This window comes from Collinsella bouchesdurhonensis, from assembly GCF_900155365.1.
GTDB lineage: Bacteria > Actinomycetota > Coriobacteriia > Coriobacteriales > Coriobacteriaceae > Collinsella > Collinsella bouchesdurhonensis.
Genome location: NZ_LT699739.1, coordinates 311,431 through 327,809, shown reverse-complemented (window position 1 = coordinate 327,809; position 16,379 = coordinate 311,431). Strand labels below are relative to the sequence as shown.

Here is a 16,379-nt window from a genome sequence, read left to right as displayed (position 1 = left end):
AGTTGTGCGTGATCTGCCCGAACTGCCTCAAGACTGTTGAAGACGGCACCACGTTTTGTCCGCACTGCCATGCCTATATGGGTGGCACGGCAGGGGAGAGCCGTTCCGACTTCGTCTTTTGCGAAGGTTGCGGAGCACGCCTCTCCATTCACGATCGAACTTGTCCTAAATGTGGAAGGCCTGCTCCCGGCATCCTCTCCGTTAAATCTGCCTCTTCAGATCTTGCTGCCGGAAGAACTGCCAGTTTTCCTCGCCTTACTCCCGAGCTTATTGATACCGAGACCTCTCGTTCCTCGTCGGTTTCGGTTGCCGAGGTTCTCAACGATACAATGAGTCCCGCCGAGACCTCGGTTTTGCGTGCGGCAGATCTTGAGCAGCAGGCAAGAAAACTTGCTTCCGCACCTTTACAGGATGACCCCTATCATTCTCGACGTCGCCCTCGCAAGGGGCTTGTCGTTTCGCTTATCTCTCTTCTTGTTGTCGGTAGCGTCGCTGCTTTTATCTATTTTGACCCCATGCATGTCATGCCGGGCTTCTATGAGTCTTTTCAAAACGCGGCGCATGAGATGTTTCCAAGCCGACAGCTGCCTGAAGACCATGATGCCGCGACGGCAACGCCAGCGAAGCCGAAAAAAGAAGAGGCCGAGCGGGACTCTCAGCCCCTTACCGATGATCAAGTGTTTGATAAACTGACGACCATTTACCAACAGATTCTCGACTATGGCTCTTCTGATCGTTTCGGTTCTTGTGTCGATGCCTTCAATAGCGCATATCTAGCCTCATCGTATGCCGATCGCGAAGAAGCATCTGCATCGGCCTATGAGCTTCGCGACAGCGTTCAAAAGACGATCGACGAGCTCAATCAGCTCCAAGCGCCCGAGAATTCTGTTTACACCGAGGATATTGAGCACATGAAGCAGCTTGCCCAGTGGATGTACGGTCGTATCGATCAGATATGCGCTTCTTGGGACGTCTCTCTTTCCTATAAAGACGGAGAGTTGCCAAGCGATCATCAGGATGAAATCTTGGCGCCCATGCGTCGAGCGGGAAGTAGCGATTACGATTCCTACTATGAGAATATCGAGGCATGGGAGCCTCAGCGCAAATAGTGTCCCTTTGCATGCCGAATTGATGAATGGCGCCCCTTCTTGCTAAACTAGGAGAGATATATCCAACTTCATTTCCAAGGGGTTTTAATATGTTCGGTATCGAGCTGTATACACCTGAATATAACGTTGTCGGCGATGAGGTGGCAATCGTCGAGACTTCTAAGGGCACTATCAAAGTTGAGCTTGACGGCGCCGGTGCTCCGATTCATGTTGCTAACTTCTGTGAGCTTTCCACCATGGGTTTCTACGATGGCCTTAAGTTCCATCGCTATGTTCCCGGTTTCGTGATTCAAGGTGGAGACCCCAATACGCGCGATATGACGGGAGAGCAGGTTGCGGCTGGGCTTCCTGGCCCCGATGGCATGCCTGGAACCGGTGGACCCGGTTATTGCATCAAGGGGGAGTTCAATACCAACCCCCGCAATAGCCATGATGACGGCGCGCTTGCCATGGCCCGCTCCATGAATCCCGATTCTGCGGGTTCCCAATTCTATTTCTGCCTTGGCGCTCAGCATAATCTCGATTCTGGGTATACCGTCTTTGGTCAAACCCTTGAGGGCAAGGATGTTATCGCCGCGCTTCGCGCTGGTGACGAAATCGTCCACATCGACATCGTCCATAAGGAGCAATAGTGAACGCTCAGTATCTTGAACAGGCACGTGCAGCGTATCGTGCTGGTGATTTTTCGGCAGCTTCGAGCATGTTTCTTGCCTCCAAGGAGCCCGGCGAGCTGCTCGGTGAAGCCGATCACCTCCGTGGTAACTGCCTGATGAGGCTTGGAATGTATGCTGACGCCGCATCGGCATATGCCGATGCGCTTCAGGACACTTCCTATGGAAAACAGGGCGCACTTTTGACGAATCAGGGTAAGGCGCTTTCTGCCGCAGGAGACTTGAACGGAGCCGTTCAGGCATTTTCTGCGGCAACCCGCGATGCCTCCTACGCTACGCCGTACAAGGCTTATCTCGGACTTGGCAACGCTTTGCTCACCTTGGGAAATGTTACCGACGCCGGTGTGGCGTTTCGCGCCGCTGCCATCGATGGCACAAATCCGGCTCCCGCTTCGGCGCTTTCTAGTCTTGGCTCTTGCTTCCTGCAGCTTGGCCGTCCCGCCGACGCTATCGAGGCATATCGCACCGCCTTGGATTACGTCGGGCCTCATGACGATACCCGTTCCATTAATGCCGGTCTTGGCGAGTCCCTCGTTGCAGATGGTAAAATCGCCGATGCCATCGATGCGTTCCAGAGTGCTACCGCAGATGGCCTGTATGAGTTGACCCCCAGCCAGCAGGCTGCGTTCGATAGCGCTCGCGAGACGGTTTCCTCGCAGAGTGCCATTGCTTCCACGCAGGCAGGGGGGGCTGCTTTTGATACCGGCGCAGATCCCCTGGACCCGCTGGGTAAATCTGGCAACTTCATGCCCGATCCTTCCGATACCGGTTTCTTCACGCTGTCTGAATCTGAGATGATCCAGCAGGACAAGAAGGATATGAAGGTTCGTCGCAAGCATCGCCATACCGGTCTTAAGGTGTTCCTCGTTATTCTCATCATCCTTCTTCTGACTGCTGGCGGTCTTGGATTCGCGTATACGCGCGGGTTTGGTTTCCCTTCGCAGCAGGATGCTGTGAACGGTTTGTTCCAAGCCGTGACGGATGGTTCCGATACTGCTGCTTATCTCTCTCCGTCCCTTTCTGACGATGCGAAGTCCGCCATCGTTTCTTCCATTCCTTCCGGCGCCACGGTGACGATTTCGGCAATGGATCAGAACATGACCACCTCTACCGCCAAGGTTACGGCTCAGCTCTCCAAGGGCGCAACCATTGTCTACCAGGTTGAATTCGATCGTTCTTCCAATCATATCGGTTGGACTGTCAAGTCGCTTTCGGCAGATTTCGGTACGGCGGGCACGGGCGGCTCGGCTACGGGAGAGGCGACCGTCTCTTCTGACGACTCTAATGCGCCGGATTCTTCGACGGGCGAATCTAGCGATGCTTCTACCGACGAGAACCAGGGTTCTTCGGATAGTACTTCAGAACAGTCTTCCGATACCGACTCTGAAGCTTCTTCTACGACCGATTCTGCACAGTAACGTGTGACTGCTTGATATGTTCTTTTGCGCGGAGGCGCCTTTGGCACCTCCGCTCGCTTTAGGGTGACGTAAACTTTCTCACGAGTATGCTTCGTCTTCACGACGATTATCGTAGGAGTCGACTTGTTTTCTTTCATGGATATGTTCTTTGGTCAGTACGGGGGAGACCTTGCTATCGACCTGGGCACCGCTAACACGCTTGTTTCCGTTCGCGGCAAGGGCATCGTAATCCGCGAGCCGTCCGTTGTCGCCATCGACAAGAACGATGAGCGCATTTTGGCTGTCGGTATCGAAGCTAAGCGCATGCTTGGCAGGACGCCGGGCAATATCGTTGCCGTCCGTCCTCTCAAAGATGGCGTTATCGCCGATTTCGATGTTACCGAGGCCATGCTTCGGTACTTTATCGACAAGGCAAGCGATAAACGCTACCCGTGGACGCCCCGTCCTCGCGTTGTCGTTTGCGTGCCCTCTGGCGTGACGAGCGTTGAGAAGCGCGCCGTCTTCGAGGCGACAATTTCTGCCGGCGCACGTCAGGCCTATCTTATCGAGGAGCCGATGGCGGCGGCCATCGGTGCTGATCTTCCCGTTGAAGAGCCAACGGGTTCTATGGTTATCGATATCGGCGGCGGCACAACCGAAGTTGCCGTTATTGCCATGGGCGGTATTGTTGTCTCTCAATCTATCCGCATTGCTGGCGATGAGTTTGACCAGGCCATTCTCACGCATGTCCGCGATGCCTATAACCTCGCCATTGGCGAGCGTACGGCTGAGGATATCAAGATTAAGGTCGGTTCTGCTGTTCCGCTGCGCGATGAGCTCGATGTCGAGGTCAATGGTCGCGACGTGATCAGTGGTCTTCCCAAGACCGTCCGAATCGAGAGCGAAGAGATTCGACGTGCGCTCAACAAGCCTCTTGATGAGATGACGAAGGCCGTCAAGGATGCTTTGGACACAACGCCACCCGATTTGGCTTCCGATCTTATGTATTACGGCATTCTTCTTACCGGCGGCGGCGCACTGCTACGCGGTCTGGATGTTCGTCTTCGCGATGAGACCGGCGTCGCCGTTAACGTGAGCCCCACTGCGCTTGACAACGTTGTCAATGGTTGCGCGCGCGTGCTCGAGGCTAACGCCTTTGACGGTGGATTTGTTCAGAGCAACGCTTAGCTCGATTTAGAAGGGTAATCTTTGCCGAAGTCTAAAGGGTTTTCGTCACATCTGAATACGCAGCGACAATCAACGGGGGTTCGCCCGTTGATTGTTTTGTGCCTGGTTTCGATTTTGCTCCTTACGTTTTATATTCGTGAGGGCGAAAGCGGACCTATTCACTCGGTTCGTGGTGCCGTCTCCGTGGTGACCACTCCTGTTCGGGTCCTCGGTTCCCTTGTCGCTACGCCCTTTAATGCTGCAGGCAATGTCATGGGCAACCTCACCGCCTCGCAGGAGACCCTCTCAGAGCTTAGAGAACAGAATGCCGAGCTGACTGCTCAGGTTGCCGAGCTTTCTGAGTCCAAGAAGACATCCGAGCGCCTGGAGTCCTTGCTTAATCTTCAGTCCACGTACAGTCTGACCTCCACCGCTGCCCGCATTATCGGTAATTCTTCCGATGCCTGGTCGCGTGCTGTCACCATCGACAAGGGTACGGCGGCCGGTTTTTCGTGCGGAATGGCCGTGTGCAACTCCAGTGGCGTCATCGGACAGATCGTGGAGGTTTCGGCTACAACTTCTACCGTTCAGCTCATCACCGACGAGGGCTCTGGTGTTTCGGCGATGATTCAAAGCACACGTGCACAGGGTATGTTGCAAGGTCAGCCCGATGGTTCCTTGCGCCTTTCGTACGTTTCAACCGAATCGGATGTGAAGGTGGGCGACATCGTTATCACCTCGGGTATCGGTGGCGTGTATCCCAAGGGTTTGCCTCTCGGTACCGTTTCTTCTGTCGAGAAGTCTGACAATGATGTCTATTACACCATTGTGGTGAGGGCTCAATCTACTGCGGAGAATAACGAGGAAGTCCTTGTGATTACTTCTCTCACCGATGACCAGATAGCATCCGATCAAGACGTTGCCAGTGCAAACAAGAGCGGTGCGGTTACGTCTGCCAGCACAAAAGACGAAGATTCTTCTGAAGACTCGTCTGACGATTCGGAATAGAGAGGGGATGTGTACATGCAACTCAAAGACACGGGCAAAACTCGTTCGGCTACTGTTGCCTTTTGTATTGCCGCCGTCGCCCTCCAGATCGGTTTTGCCCCTCAGATTGAGGTAATGGGCGGCAGAATCAATTTCATGCTTATCCTTGCATGCATTTTTATCTTAAGCGGCGATACACATCGTGCAACGATTGCTGGCTTTTTCTGCGGCATCGCATATGATTTGACGGCATCGGTTCCTGTTGGCCTTATGTCTCTTATTCTGACGGTGACATGCTTTATCTCGAGCGGTATGTTCCGTGGTGTTCAGATTGGCCTTAATCCCAATGCGCTTCGCTGTACTGCAATCGTGATGTTTGCCGTTAACGTTCTTTACGGCCTGCTCCTCTTCTTCATGCATGTGCAGACCGATTTGTTCTGGGCAATTATCGGCCACGGCCTTTCGAGCACTCTCCTCTCGCTCCTTGTTGCGGTTCCCTTTTTTGTCCTTGCCGGGAGTGCACTTTCCCAAGGCGGCTTTTCTGCCCGTTCCCGCGGAACGCGCTATAAGGGCCTTCGCTAGGGGCTCATATCGTGGATGCTAAAATTTTTGTCATCATCACCGGTGCCATCCTGGTGATTGCCATTTTGGTTTCGCTTGTGATGATGCGTCGCAATCCAAACCGATTTACGTACGACACCGCTCACGGTACGCGTCCGCGTGCCTCGGAAGGGGAGGGCAATACTTCCCAGGTTGCCTTCAAGGGTCGATTCACCATGCTTGCCGCTGGCGTCGGTGCTGTCTTTGCTGCGATCTTCGCAAAGCTTTGGAGCATGCAGATGGTCTCCTCGGATTATTATGAGGGGCTTTCAAATCAAAATCAGACCCGTACGGTAACGACGCCCGCTCCGCGCGGTCGCATTCTCGACCGAAACGGTACGCCTCTTGTCACCAATCGTCCGTGCTTGACCGTTGCCGCGTATCGCTCGCTTGCCGAAGATACCGTCACCGTTCGGCATCTTGCAAATGTGCTCGGTATGCCCTATATCGCCGTCAAGCGCAATATCCAAAACTATAACGAGAGCGCTCAGAGCCTGCATACCGTTGCCTCGGATGTTCGTCGATCCACGGTTGCATATATTCAAGAACATGCCTCGTTTTTCAATAATGTCGAGGTCGTCGAGCGCACCGAGCGTTACTACCCGTATGGATCGCTTGCCGGTCATCTGCTTGGATATACGGGTACCATTACGAGCGAGCAGCTCGAAAAACAAAATGATGATGAGAACAAAAGTGCTGGAACGATTGCCTATAAATCGGGTGATATCGTTGGTCAGACCGGCGTCGAGCTGCAGTACGAGCGCTTGCTTCAGGGCATTCGCGGCGAGCAGACTGTTCAGGTGAATGCTGCAGGTGCAGTGACCGGTCGCTCCGGTGCCGTGCCGGCAGAACCTGGCAGCGACGTTAAATTGACCATTGATCTTTCGATTCAGCAGGCTTGTGAGAACGGTCTTGCTCATGCAATTGAGATTGCGAAGCAAAACGGGCATAACACGAATCGTGGCGCCTGCGTATGCCTCGATTGCACCAATGGCGAGATCTTGGGAATGGCAAGCGCGCCTGAGCTCGATCCTTCGGTCTTTATCGGTGGTGTCTCAAACGATGTGTGGAACCAGCTGAACAGCGAAGATAACGGGTTGCCTATGATCAATCGTGCTATCTCCGGTCAGTACATGTCGGCGTCGACCATCAAGCCTCTTTCTGCGCTGGCTGCTCTCAAACATGGCATTTTCACCGAGACACAGACAACGGTGTGCAGTGGCTGGTGGACTGGTTTCGGCGAATCGGATGGCAAGTGGTGCTGGCTCCATTCCGGTCACGGCACGATGAATCTTCGTAACGGTATCGTCCATTCTTGCGACCCCGTGTTTTACGACATCGGAAAGGGCTTTTTCTACGATAAAGATAATCCCGAGGGATTGCAGGAAATGTATCGCAGCTGGGGACTTGGCTCTTCGACGGGTGTGGATCTGGGGGGAGAAGCCGCGGGCCGCGTTCCCGATGCCGAGTGGAAGTCGGAGTATTTCTCTAGCTGGAGCGAGTCTGACCGTGCTTGGAACGGTGGCGATATGACCAATATCGCTATCGGCCAGGGTGACATCTTGGTTACTCCCTTGCAGATGGCTTGCGTATACGCTGGCATTGCAAACGGGGGCAAGGAGTATGTGCCGCATGTATTCCTGTCTGCTGTCTCTCGCGACGGCGAAGGGGATACTGTGACGTATAAACCAAAAGAGCGCCTAAAGGGAGATTTCGCAAAAGAGTCCCATCTTAATCTTGTGAGAGATGGACTGAAGGGCGTTATCTACGAGGAGTCTTCTGATCAAGCCTCGCATTTCACGAGCTTGAGCACGACTGTGGCGGGTAAATCCGGTACTGGTCAGAAAACGAACGAGGATGATTATTCCTGGTTTATTGTCTATGCGCCCTATGATGACCCTAAATATGTCGTTGCCTCGCTTGTCGAGGAGGGCGGCTTCGGTGCCACAGCTTCACTGTATGCTGTGCGCGATGTCCTTGGTGTGATATACGGCGAGCCCGATACCGCAGGCACTACTGCAGGCGATGGCGCACGATAAGGAAGGAGGGGAGACCCATGGCTCAACGCGCAGTTTCGACAAAAGATGCATTGAAGCATGTCAATAAACGAATAGGCCAGGCGCGCGGTTCACTGCGTCGTCAGATCAGTCTTCCTGTCCTCTTTGGTGCCGCGGGCCTTGTTGCATTTGGCTGTCTTATTATCTGGACTGCTTCTCTTACCATTTCTGCCGCATCTTTTTCGCGGCACCTGATTGGTATTGGCTTGGGTACCATCCTTGCCCTTTTCTGCTGGAAGACCGATTTTCGCGGCCTCTCCAATATCACGACCGTCCTTATGGTCATAGATATCATCGTCATTTTCTTGCCCTATGTTCCTGGCCTTTCTTACAGCGCGAAGGGCATGACGGGATGGATTCAGATCCCTTTAATCCATTTGACATTTCAGCCGGTAGAGCTTGTCAAAATCATCACGGTCTTTATCGTGGCCGCGCTTGGAGCGCAGTATAACGGTCGCATTGATTCCGTTCGTAATTATGTGAAGCTCTGCGGCATGCTTGCCATTCCGTTTTGCTGCGTGCTTATCGCTGGCGACCTTGGAAGTGGCCTCGTTGTCTTTTTCTCTGGTGCCATCATCATTATGATGAGCGGCCCGCGTAGGGAGTGGGTGCTTTCGACCATCGCCATCCTTATTGGCCTCGTTGCCTTGCTGCTTGCTGCGGATTCGCTGGTTGATAGCATTGTGGGGCGCGATGTCTTGCTTAAGGCCTATCAGATGAATCGTTTGCTGGTCTTTCTCGATCCTACGGCTGATACCACGGGTGCGGGTTACAACCTGATGCAATCGCTTATCGCCGTTGGCTCCGGTGGCTTTTTTGGCAAGGGTATCGGAAATGCGACGCAGTCTGCTTCGGGTTTTCTTCCGGAAGCACACACCGACTTTATTTTTGCCCTTACGTCCGAAGAGTTCGGATTTGTTGGAGACCTGTTGCTGCTCTCTCTGTTTGCCCTTTTGATTTTTTCGACGATCCGTGTTGCCTACAAGAGCGACTCTTTATTCTTGCGCCTTGTTGCCGTTGGCATTGTGGGCATTTGGACGTTTCAAGTTCTTGAAAATGTGGGCATGTGCATTGGGCTTATGCCAATCACCGGCATTCCTTTGCCTTTTATTAGCTTTGGTTCGAGTTCGATGCTGATGCAGCTTGCTAACGTCGGTATCGTACAATCCATATGGAGACATCGCACGCAGGCCCGGTAGAAAGGAGCGCTTATGCGTGTTCCCTTGAATAAAATCGCCGATATGGCAAAGCTCGGTGCTACAACGGTTAAACAATCTGACGATCCCGTACGTGTTGCGGTTATCGTTGACGATACGGCGACGCCTTTTCTTATCCAGACGGTGCGCGATGCGTTTGTCCCGCAAACCACCTCTGCTATCGTTCGCGTATCGCGTATTGCCGATTTTGATGCTGCGCTGAAACGCGATACCGACATCGTGCTTGTTCTGACGTGTGGGTCCGATGCGTTGCAAGACGCCGTGCAGCGCATTGTTATCGCCGGTGCTCCTGTGGCTGTTCTCTGCGAATCGAGCGTTGAGGTGCCGTTTATCGAACAGGATACAAAGATGCTCGGTCTTGTTTCGGCGACGGATGAGACCACGCTTCTCGAAACCCTCGCCCGCTGGATTCTCGATCACACGGAAAAGCAGACGGCGTTTGCGGCAAACTTCCCCTTCATGCGCATTGCCGCCGCAAATCGTGTTGTCACCTCGAGTATGCTCACCAATATGGCGACGGGTGCCCTCGTCTTTGTTCCGGGGGCTGATTATCCCGTTATGGTGGCGGCCCAAATCGGCATGATGATCCAGCTTGCTTCGATCTTTGGTAAGCCGCTTTCCTTTGATCGTGTCTACGATGCGGCGGGCATTCTCGCATCCGGCTTGGGGGTGCGTGCGATTACTCGCCAACTCTGTCGTAGCGCCGGACATTATGCCTTCGCTGTCAAGGCCGTTATGGCCGCTGGCGGCACCTATGCTATGGGTCGGGCGCTTTGCTCCCTGTACGAAAGCGATATCGATTATTCGCGTGCGAATGACGCTGTGTCTTCGTTCGTTTCTTTTGTTAAACGCAATCTATCGACCAAGGATGTTCAGCAAGACGCGGTCGACATGACCGCCTAGAGGATTGTATCGTGAGAATTCCATACGAAGACAGATTCAGTGACTTGGAACCGCTGCTTGCTCGCGTTGAAAAACCGAGCCGCTATATCGATCATGAATGGGGCACGCTTAGTTCTGCAGAGGCCGATTACCGTGCCTGCTTGATCTATCCCGATGTTTACGAGGTCGGTTTGCCCAACCAAGGTCTTACCATCCTGTATAACATCTTGAACCATCAGGAGGGCATTTCCTGCGAGCGCGCCTATCTGCCCTGGATCGATATGGCCGATGCCATGCGTGAAGCCAATGTGCCCCTTCTTTCCCTTGAGGGGGCGGCACCGCTCGCTTCGTTTGATGTCGTGGGCTTTCATATTCCGCATGAAATGGCCTGTACAAATTATCCTGAAGCGCTCGATCTTGCGGGCATTCCGCTTTTTGCCAAAGATCGTGATGAAGACGATCCGCTTATCATTGCGGGCGGCCCTTCCGTTTACAATCCCGAGCCGGTCGCGGCTTTTTTCGATGCCATCTTGATTGGCGAGGGCGAGGAATCCTTAGTTGAAGTTTGCCGTACACATCAGCGCCTAAGAGATGCTGGCGCCTCTCGTATCGAAATTCTTCGTGCGCTTGCGCTTGTGCCCGGCACCTACGTACCGGCACTCTACGAGGAATGCCATGATGGTCCCTGTACAGAGCATGGATACGTGGTGCCCAAGCAGGGGGAGGATGTTCCCTCCGTTGTGTACAAGCGCGTCATTGCCGATTTCTCCTCGACAAACCCGGTCCCGCAAACCGTGATGCCCTATGCGCAGCTCGTTCATGACCGTCTTTCCGTTGAGGTGCTGCGCGGTTGTGCCCGTGGATGTCGTTTTTGTCAGGCAGGCATCACATATCGACCTGTGCGCGAGCGCACTCCCGACCAGGTTGTCTCTGCTGTCATGGGGGGCCTTAAGGACACCGGCTACGATGAGGTCTCTCTCACCTCGCTTTCAACGACCGATCATTCTTGCTGCTCGCAGATTCTGGCGCGTCTCAATCGTCGTCTTGCCGATACCGGTATTCGTGTGTCCATTCCTTCCCAGCGTCTTGATTCCTTTGGTGTCGACATGGCGCTGCAGGTGGCGGGGGAGAAGAAGGGCGGTCTCACCTTTGCTCCCGAGGCGGGTAGTCAGCGCTTGCGCGATGTTATCAATAAAAACGTGACCGAGAACGATCTTGAGCGCGCAACTCGCGCCGCCTTTGAAGCCGGCTGGCGTCGCGTCAAGCTCTATTTCATGATGGGTTTGCCTGGTGAGCGTGACGAGGATATCGTCGCCATAGCGAATCTCGCCGATAAGACCTATGAGCTCGCTCGCGAGGTTGTTCCTAAGGCCCAGCGTGGAAATGTATCCGTTTCCATTTCATGTTCCGTTTTTATCCCCAAAGCGCAAACTCCGTTCCAGTGGTGTGCTCAGACGCCTGACGAAGAGGTCAAACGTCGCCAGCAGCTGCTGCTTGCCAGTGTTAGAAACCGTGCTGTTCGTGTGCACTATCACGATGCGGACACTTCGCTTCTCGAGGCGGTTCTTTCTCGTGGTGGCAGGGATATCACGCCTCTTATCGTCGGTGCCTGGAAGCGCGGTGCGCGCTTTGACGCTTGGACTGAGCAGTTTGATCTTTCGCGTTGGGAGGATGCGGCTGCCGAGCTTGGCATCGATCTTCGCGCCGTGGCTTCGACGCCGTTCGATCTTGACATGCGCCTTCCTTGGGAGCATGTGAGCCCCGGTGTCAAACGCGGTTTTCTTGAACGCGAATACCGAAAGTCCCTTGAGGGTGAGACCACACCCGACTGTACGCGTACCTCGTGCACCGGTTGTGGAATCTGTCCTACGATTCATGCCTCGAACGTTTTGGTGGGTGAGCGCGGATGAGCGACCCTAATGCACAATCTCTGTTCCGCTTGCGCGTGCGCTATCGCAAGACGGGGCGCCTGGCCTATCTGGGCCACCTGGAGGTCATTCATACTATCGAGCGTATTGTGCGCAGGGCGGGGTTGCCCTATGCGGTGACCCAGGGCTTCTCGCCCCATATGCGTGTCGGGTTTTCCTCGGCACTCCCCGTGGGCACGAGTTCGACCTGTGAATGGTACGACCTGTTCTTGACCGACTTAATTCCTGTCCCAGAGGCGTTTGAGCGCCTTCACGCGGCCTCTCCGGCCGATTTGGCTCCCGACCTCGCTGCATATATCGATGTCAAGGCACCGGCGCTCACGGCGCAGATTACGCGTTGCGAATATCGCGTTATGCTCCATATGGCCGCCGCCTACGAATCGCGTGGCGAAGCCATTGCCGGTATTATCGATACGTTGCTCTCGGAGGGTCCGATCGAGTATCAGCGCGGACGCAAGTTCAAGAAGCTTGATCTTGCGGGCACCATCGCTTCGTTTGACGTCGCCCGCGAAGATGCCAAAACGATGGTTCTCACGTTGGACACGCGTGTTTCCAATGAGGGGGCGCTTCGCCCCGAGATTCTTCTCGCCGCGCTCGATCGACGTCTTGTTGGGGGACCATTTGCGTCCGAGCCGATTGTCTCGACGGGTATTCAAGACCTTATTTCTATCGAACGATATGATGTTTGTCGGATTTCTCAGCATATTGAGGACGAAAACGCTACACTGAGACCCGTACTCGAGGTGTTCGATGTGCCGTCCAGACCCGTCGCGGCAACGCATGTGCCGTCCTTGTGAATTAGCAGGGAATTCTTTCTCTCAATTCGTTGACGGGTGCATACGCACCTGTTACTATATTCGGCTGTTGCACTAACTGATGCATGAAGGGCAAAATAATGTACGCAATCGTTACAACTGGCGGCAAGCAGTATAAGGTCGCCACCGATGATGTTCTGAACGTCGAGAAGATCGACGGCGAGGTTGGCACTAAGGTCACCCTGCCGGTCGTTTTCCTGAATGACGGCAAGAAGATCGTTACCGATCCTGCCAAGCTTGCGAAGGCTAAGGTCACTGCTGAGATCGTCGAGCAGTTCAAGGGCGAGAAGCAGCTCGTCTTCAAGTTCCACAAGCGTAAGCGCTATCGTCGCCTCAAGGGCCATCGTCAGCAGCTTACCCGTCTGAAGATCACCAAGGTCCAGGCCACGACGCGTGCTCGCAAGGCCGCTGCCACCACCGAGGCAGCCGCTGAGGCACCCGCAGCCGAGTAGTCTCGCACGAGAACTGTAAGAAAGTAGGTAATAGACATGGCACACAAAAAAGGTCTTGGCTCGTCTCGTAACGGCCGCGACTCCCGTGGTCAGCGTCTGGGCTGCAAGCGCTTTGCCGGTCAGACCGTAACCACCGGTACTATCCTCGTCCGTCAGCGCGGTACGCACATCCACCCCGGCGCCAATGTCGGTCGTGGCAAGGATGATACCCTGTTTGCTCTCGTCGACGGTACCGTTGAGTACTCGCATGGCGTTAAGCATCGCGTCAGCGTTCTTCCGCTGGTCGAGGCTTAATCGCACCCTTCATCTCAAGCATCTATGGGAGACCCTTGCCCGCGAAGGACAAGGGTCTTTCTTTTATGAGAAAGGTATCCGATGTCTCAGTTTACCGATATCTGCCGTATCAACGTTAAGGGCGGCGACGGCGGCGCTGGCTGCATGTCCTTTAGACGCGAGGCGTACGTGCCTAAAGGCGGTCCTGACGGCGGCGACGGCGGCCGTGGCGGCAACGTAGTGATCCAGGCTACGTCTCAGCTGTCTTCTTTGGTCGACTACCGCTTCAAGCATCATTTCCGCGCAGAGCGCGGCACACATGGTCAGGGGTCGCGTCGAGACGGAAAATGCGGTGAAGATCTGATTCTGAAGGTGCCGATGGGTACAATCGTGCGCGAGCTCGATCCTGATACGCAAGAACCTCTGTACGTCGTCGCCGACCTTACGCATGATGGCGAGTACGTCACGGTTGCTCCCGGTGGATGCGGCGGACGTGGAAACACGCATTTCGTGACCTCGACGCGCCGCGCTCCCGCCTTTGCCGAAAAGGGTGAGCCTGCAGAGGAGCATTGGATCGAGCTCGAGATGAAGCTCATGGCCGACGCCGCCCTTGTTGGTATGCCAAGTGTCGGCAAATCGTCCTTGATCGCGCGCATGTCTGCCGCACGTCCCAAGATTGCCGACTATCCGTTTACGACGCTCGTTCCCAATCTTGGTATGGTGCGCGCCGGCGACTATTCTTATGTCGTCGCCGATGTTCCGGGTCTTATCGAAGGCGCAAGTGACGGTCGCGGCCTAGGCCATCAGTTCCTTCGCCATATCGAGCGCACCGCGCTTATCATGCACGTTATCGATGTTACCGGTAGTTTTGAAGACCGAGATCCGCTTGAGGACTATCGCGTCATCAACGATGAGCTTGCCGCGTATGCCTCTGAGCTTGCCAAGCGCCCGCAAATCGTTGTTGCCAATAAATGCGATGTGAGCGGCATGACCGAGCGCGTCGCCGCTCTTCGTCAGGCGGCAACGGCCGATGGCCATATGTTCTTTGCGGTTTCGGCTCTAACCGGTGCAGGCCTTAATTCCTTGATGTTTTCCGTTGGCGAACAAGTTTCTAAGCTTCGACAGGAGCTTGCCAAAGATGCTCCCGCCGAAGAAGTCGATACCGAGCAGTGGGAGCGTGTCCGCCATGAGCGCGATAGGCGCTTTAGGGTTGTGCCCGAGGGCGATGGTATTTGGCGCGTTCTTGGTCGTGGCATCGAGCGCATGTGCGTTCAGACCGACTGGGAAAATGAGGATGCCATCATCTATCTGCAGCATCGTCTATCCCGCATTGGCGTCGACGATGCCTTAGAGAAAGCAGGTTGTCGCGCGGGCGATGAGGTTCGCATTACGGGCTATTCATTTGCATATGAAGGCGCCCTTGACGATATTGAGGACGAAGTGTTCGAAGACACCGACTTCGCGGTCGAACCCTCTCTCGATGACGGGGAAATCGATGGGTAGCATTTCTCATCTTCCCGAGCTTGGGGCCGATCCTGAACGTGAATATCGATTGGGGATTATGGGTGGAACCTTTGATCCCATCCATTTCGGTCACTTGGTAACTGCAGAGCAGGCGAGGGAGGCGCTTTCGCTTGACCTCGTCCTGTTCATGCCCGCCGGCTCCCCGGCGTTTAAGCAGAATTCCCCTGTTACCGATGCTGAGGACCGATATGCTATGACGTTGCTTGCCACGGCGGCAAACCCCGCTTTCGACGCAAGTCGATTCGAGATCGATCGCGAGGGCATCACCTACACCATCGATACTCTCGAGGCGCTGCGGGCGCATTATCCCTTAAACGTCAAACTCTATTTCATCACGGGTGCCGACGCCGTGCTCGACATCATGACTTGGCATGATGCGGAGCGCATGGCCAAGCTTGCTACGTTTATCGCAGCTACGCGCCCCGGTTATGACATCAACCATGCTTGCGAGTGCATCGAGGCGAGCGGAATCGAGTTCAATGTTCGCTATATCGAGATTCCCGCTCTGGCAATTTCCTCTACGAACATTCGCGAGCGCATTCGTCATGGCAAAAGCGTGCGCTATCTGACCTCTGAGCCTGTGATTGGCTACATTCACAAGAATCGGCTCTACAATACAGATTCACGTGAGCGCGTGGATACGCTGAGAACTGTCGGAGAGGGGTGAATGATCGTGGCCGATATCCAAAACGCGACCGAAGATGAAAAGCTTCGTTATTTGACTCGCATGCGTGAGCTTTTGAGCGTTCGCATGGAAGAGGTCAAGCCTCGTCGCTATAAGCACTCGCTTGGTGTTGCGCGAACCGCCGCGCACCTTGCTGAGGTGTATGGGGTCGATTCATTTTTGGCCGAGGCCGCCGGGCTCGTCCATGACTGGGACAAGGTGCTCGACGACAGCGAGCTGTTGGCGCGTGCAGCTCAGTACCGCATTCGACTTGCGGGATCGCCTACCTATAGCACTCCCTTGCTCCATGGTCTTGTTGCAGCTGTAGAGCTGCCTCATATATTTCCCGAGCTCCCTGAAGAGGTTTGGCAGGCGATTGCGCGTCATACCGTTGCCGCCGTTGATATGACGCCACTCGATATGGTTGTATTCATTGCTGATGCTATTGAACCCATGCGACAGGGCGATTATGCCGATGAACTTCGTGCCCTTGTGGGTAAAATCTCCCTTGAAAGCCTTTTTTTCAAGTGCTTTTCCCAAGGCCTCTCGTTTGTCATCTCTACCGGCCGCTACCTCTATCCCACGGCCATTACCATTTACAATGCCTATGCTACGAAAGGATTCGCATGACCGATT

General features: G+C 54.5%; 16 protein-coding genes. All 16 read left to right on the top strand.

All coding sequences use genetic code 11. The annotated features are described in order from the left end of the window. Positions 1-8: 8 nt before the first annotated feature. The 16 genes from BQ9843_RS03510 to yqeK all read left to right on the top strand — a co-directional run bounded on the left by BQ9843_RS03510 (position 9) and on the right by yqeK (position 16,373). Entirely contained in the window at positions 9-1,109 is a 1,101-nt protein-coding gene (locus tag BQ9843_RS03510; RefSeq protein WP_075843896.1) for a double zinc ribbon domain-containing protein, read from the top strand. An 89-nt stretch (positions 1,110-1,198) separates the two neighbouring features. Further along, a complete protein-coding gene (locus BQ9843_RS03505; RefSeq protein WP_040220515.1) occupies positions 1,199-1,741 on the top strand; it encodes a peptidylprolyl isomerase in 543 nt (180 codons plus the stop codon). Continuing rightward, entirely contained in the window at positions 1,741-3,198 is a 1,458-nt protein-coding gene (locus tag BQ9843_RS03500) for a tetratricopeptide repeat protein (RefSeq protein WP_075843895.1), read from the top strand. Before BQ9843_RS03505 ends, BQ9843_RS03500 begins: the two co-directional genes overlap by 1 nt. Before the next feature lie 135 nt (positions 3,199-3,333). Beyond that, a complete protein-coding gene (mreB, locus tag BQ9843_RS03495) occupies positions 3,334-4,365 on the top strand; it encodes a rod shape-determining protein (RefSeq protein WP_075844112.1) in 1,032 nt (343 codons plus the stop codon). Positions 4,366-4,452: 87 nt separating this feature from the next. Continuing rightward, positions 4,453-5,352 carry a rod shape-determining protein MreC gene (gene mreC / locus BQ9843_RS03490; RefSeq protein ID WP_083647902.1) on the top strand — a complete coding sequence of 300 codons (900 nt, stop codon included), beginning with the start codon at positions 4,453-4,455 and terminating at the stop codon, positions 5,350-5,352. Between the two features lie 15 nt (positions 5,353-5,367). Then, positions 5,368-5,913, top strand: a complete 546-nt coding sequence (locus tag BQ9843_RS03485; protein ID WP_083647901.1) for a hypothetical protein — start codon at positions 5,368-5,370, stop codon at positions 5,911-5,913. An 11-nt stretch (positions 5,914-5,924) separates the two neighbouring features. Continuing rightward, positions 5,925-7,970: a penicillin-binding protein 2 gene (gene mrdA, locus BQ9843_RS03480; protein WP_075843893.1), complete on the top strand. Its 2,046-nt coding sequence runs from the start codon at positions 5,925-5,927 to the stop codon at positions 7,968-7,970. A 17-nt stretch (positions 7,971-7,987) separates the two neighbouring features. Beyond that, positions 7,988-9,187, top strand: a complete 1,200-nt coding sequence (locus tag BQ9843_RS03475) for an FtsW/RodA/SpoVE family cell cycle protein (RefSeq protein WP_022387447.1) — start codon at positions 7,988-7,990, stop codon at positions 9,185-9,187. A 12-nt stretch (positions 9,188-9,199) separates the two neighbouring features. After that, on the top strand, positions 9,200-10,108 hold the full coding sequence (locus BQ9843_RS03470) for a YcjF family protein (protein WP_075843892.1): 909 nt from the start codon (positions 9,200-9,202) through the stop codon (positions 10,106-10,108). Positions 10,109-10,119: 11 nt separating this feature from the next. After that, positions 10,120-11,997, top strand: a complete 1,878-nt coding sequence (locus tag BQ9843_RS03465) for a TIGR03960 family B12-binding radical SAM protein (protein WP_075843891.1) — start codon at positions 10,120-10,122, stop codon at positions 11,995-11,997. Beyond that, positions 11,994-12,812 (top strand): TIGR03936 family radical SAM-associated protein, encoded by an 819-nt coding sequence (locus BQ9843_RS03460; RefSeq protein ID WP_075843890.1) that lies wholly within the window; start codon positions 11,994-11,996, stop codon positions 12,810-12,812. The genes BQ9843_RS03465 and BQ9843_RS03460 overlap by 4 nt, the downstream gene beginning before the upstream one ends. Before the next feature lie 98 nt (positions 12,813-12,910). Continuing rightward, positions 12,911-13,282 (top strand): 50S ribosomal protein L21, encoded by a 372-nt coding sequence (gene rplU, locus BQ9843_RS03455; protein ID WP_022387443.1) that lies wholly within the window; start codon positions 12,911-12,913, stop codon positions 13,280-13,282. A 36-nt stretch (positions 13,283-13,318) separates the two neighbouring features. Next, positions 13,319-13,576: a 50S ribosomal protein L27 gene (rpmA, locus tag BQ9843_RS03450; RefSeq protein ID WP_022387442.1), complete on the top strand. Its 258-nt coding sequence runs from the start codon at positions 13,319-13,321 to the stop codon at positions 13,574-13,576. Between the two features lie 81 nt (positions 13,577-13,657). Beyond that, positions 13,658-15,058: a GTPase ObgE gene (gene obgE / locus BQ9843_RS03445; protein WP_075843889.1), complete on the top strand. Its 1,401-nt coding sequence runs from the start codon at positions 13,658-13,660 to the stop codon at positions 15,056-15,058. Beyond that, a complete protein-coding gene (gene nadD, locus BQ9843_RS03440; protein WP_143327613.1) occupies positions 15,051-15,746 on the top strand; it encodes a nicotinate-nucleotide adenylyltransferase in 696 nt (231 codons plus the stop codon). Before obgE ends, nadD begins: the two co-directional genes overlap by 8 nt. 6 nt (positions 15,747-15,752) lie before the next feature. Then, the gene (gene yqeK, locus BQ9843_RS03435; RefSeq protein ID WP_230205570.1) at positions 15,753-16,373 is read left to right on the top strand and encodes a bis(5'-nucleosyl)-tetraphosphatase (symmetrical) YqeK; all 621 of its coding nucleotides are present in this window, start codon (positions 15,753-15,755) and stop codon (positions 16,371-16,373) included. Positions 16,374-16,379: the final 6 nt, after the last annotated feature.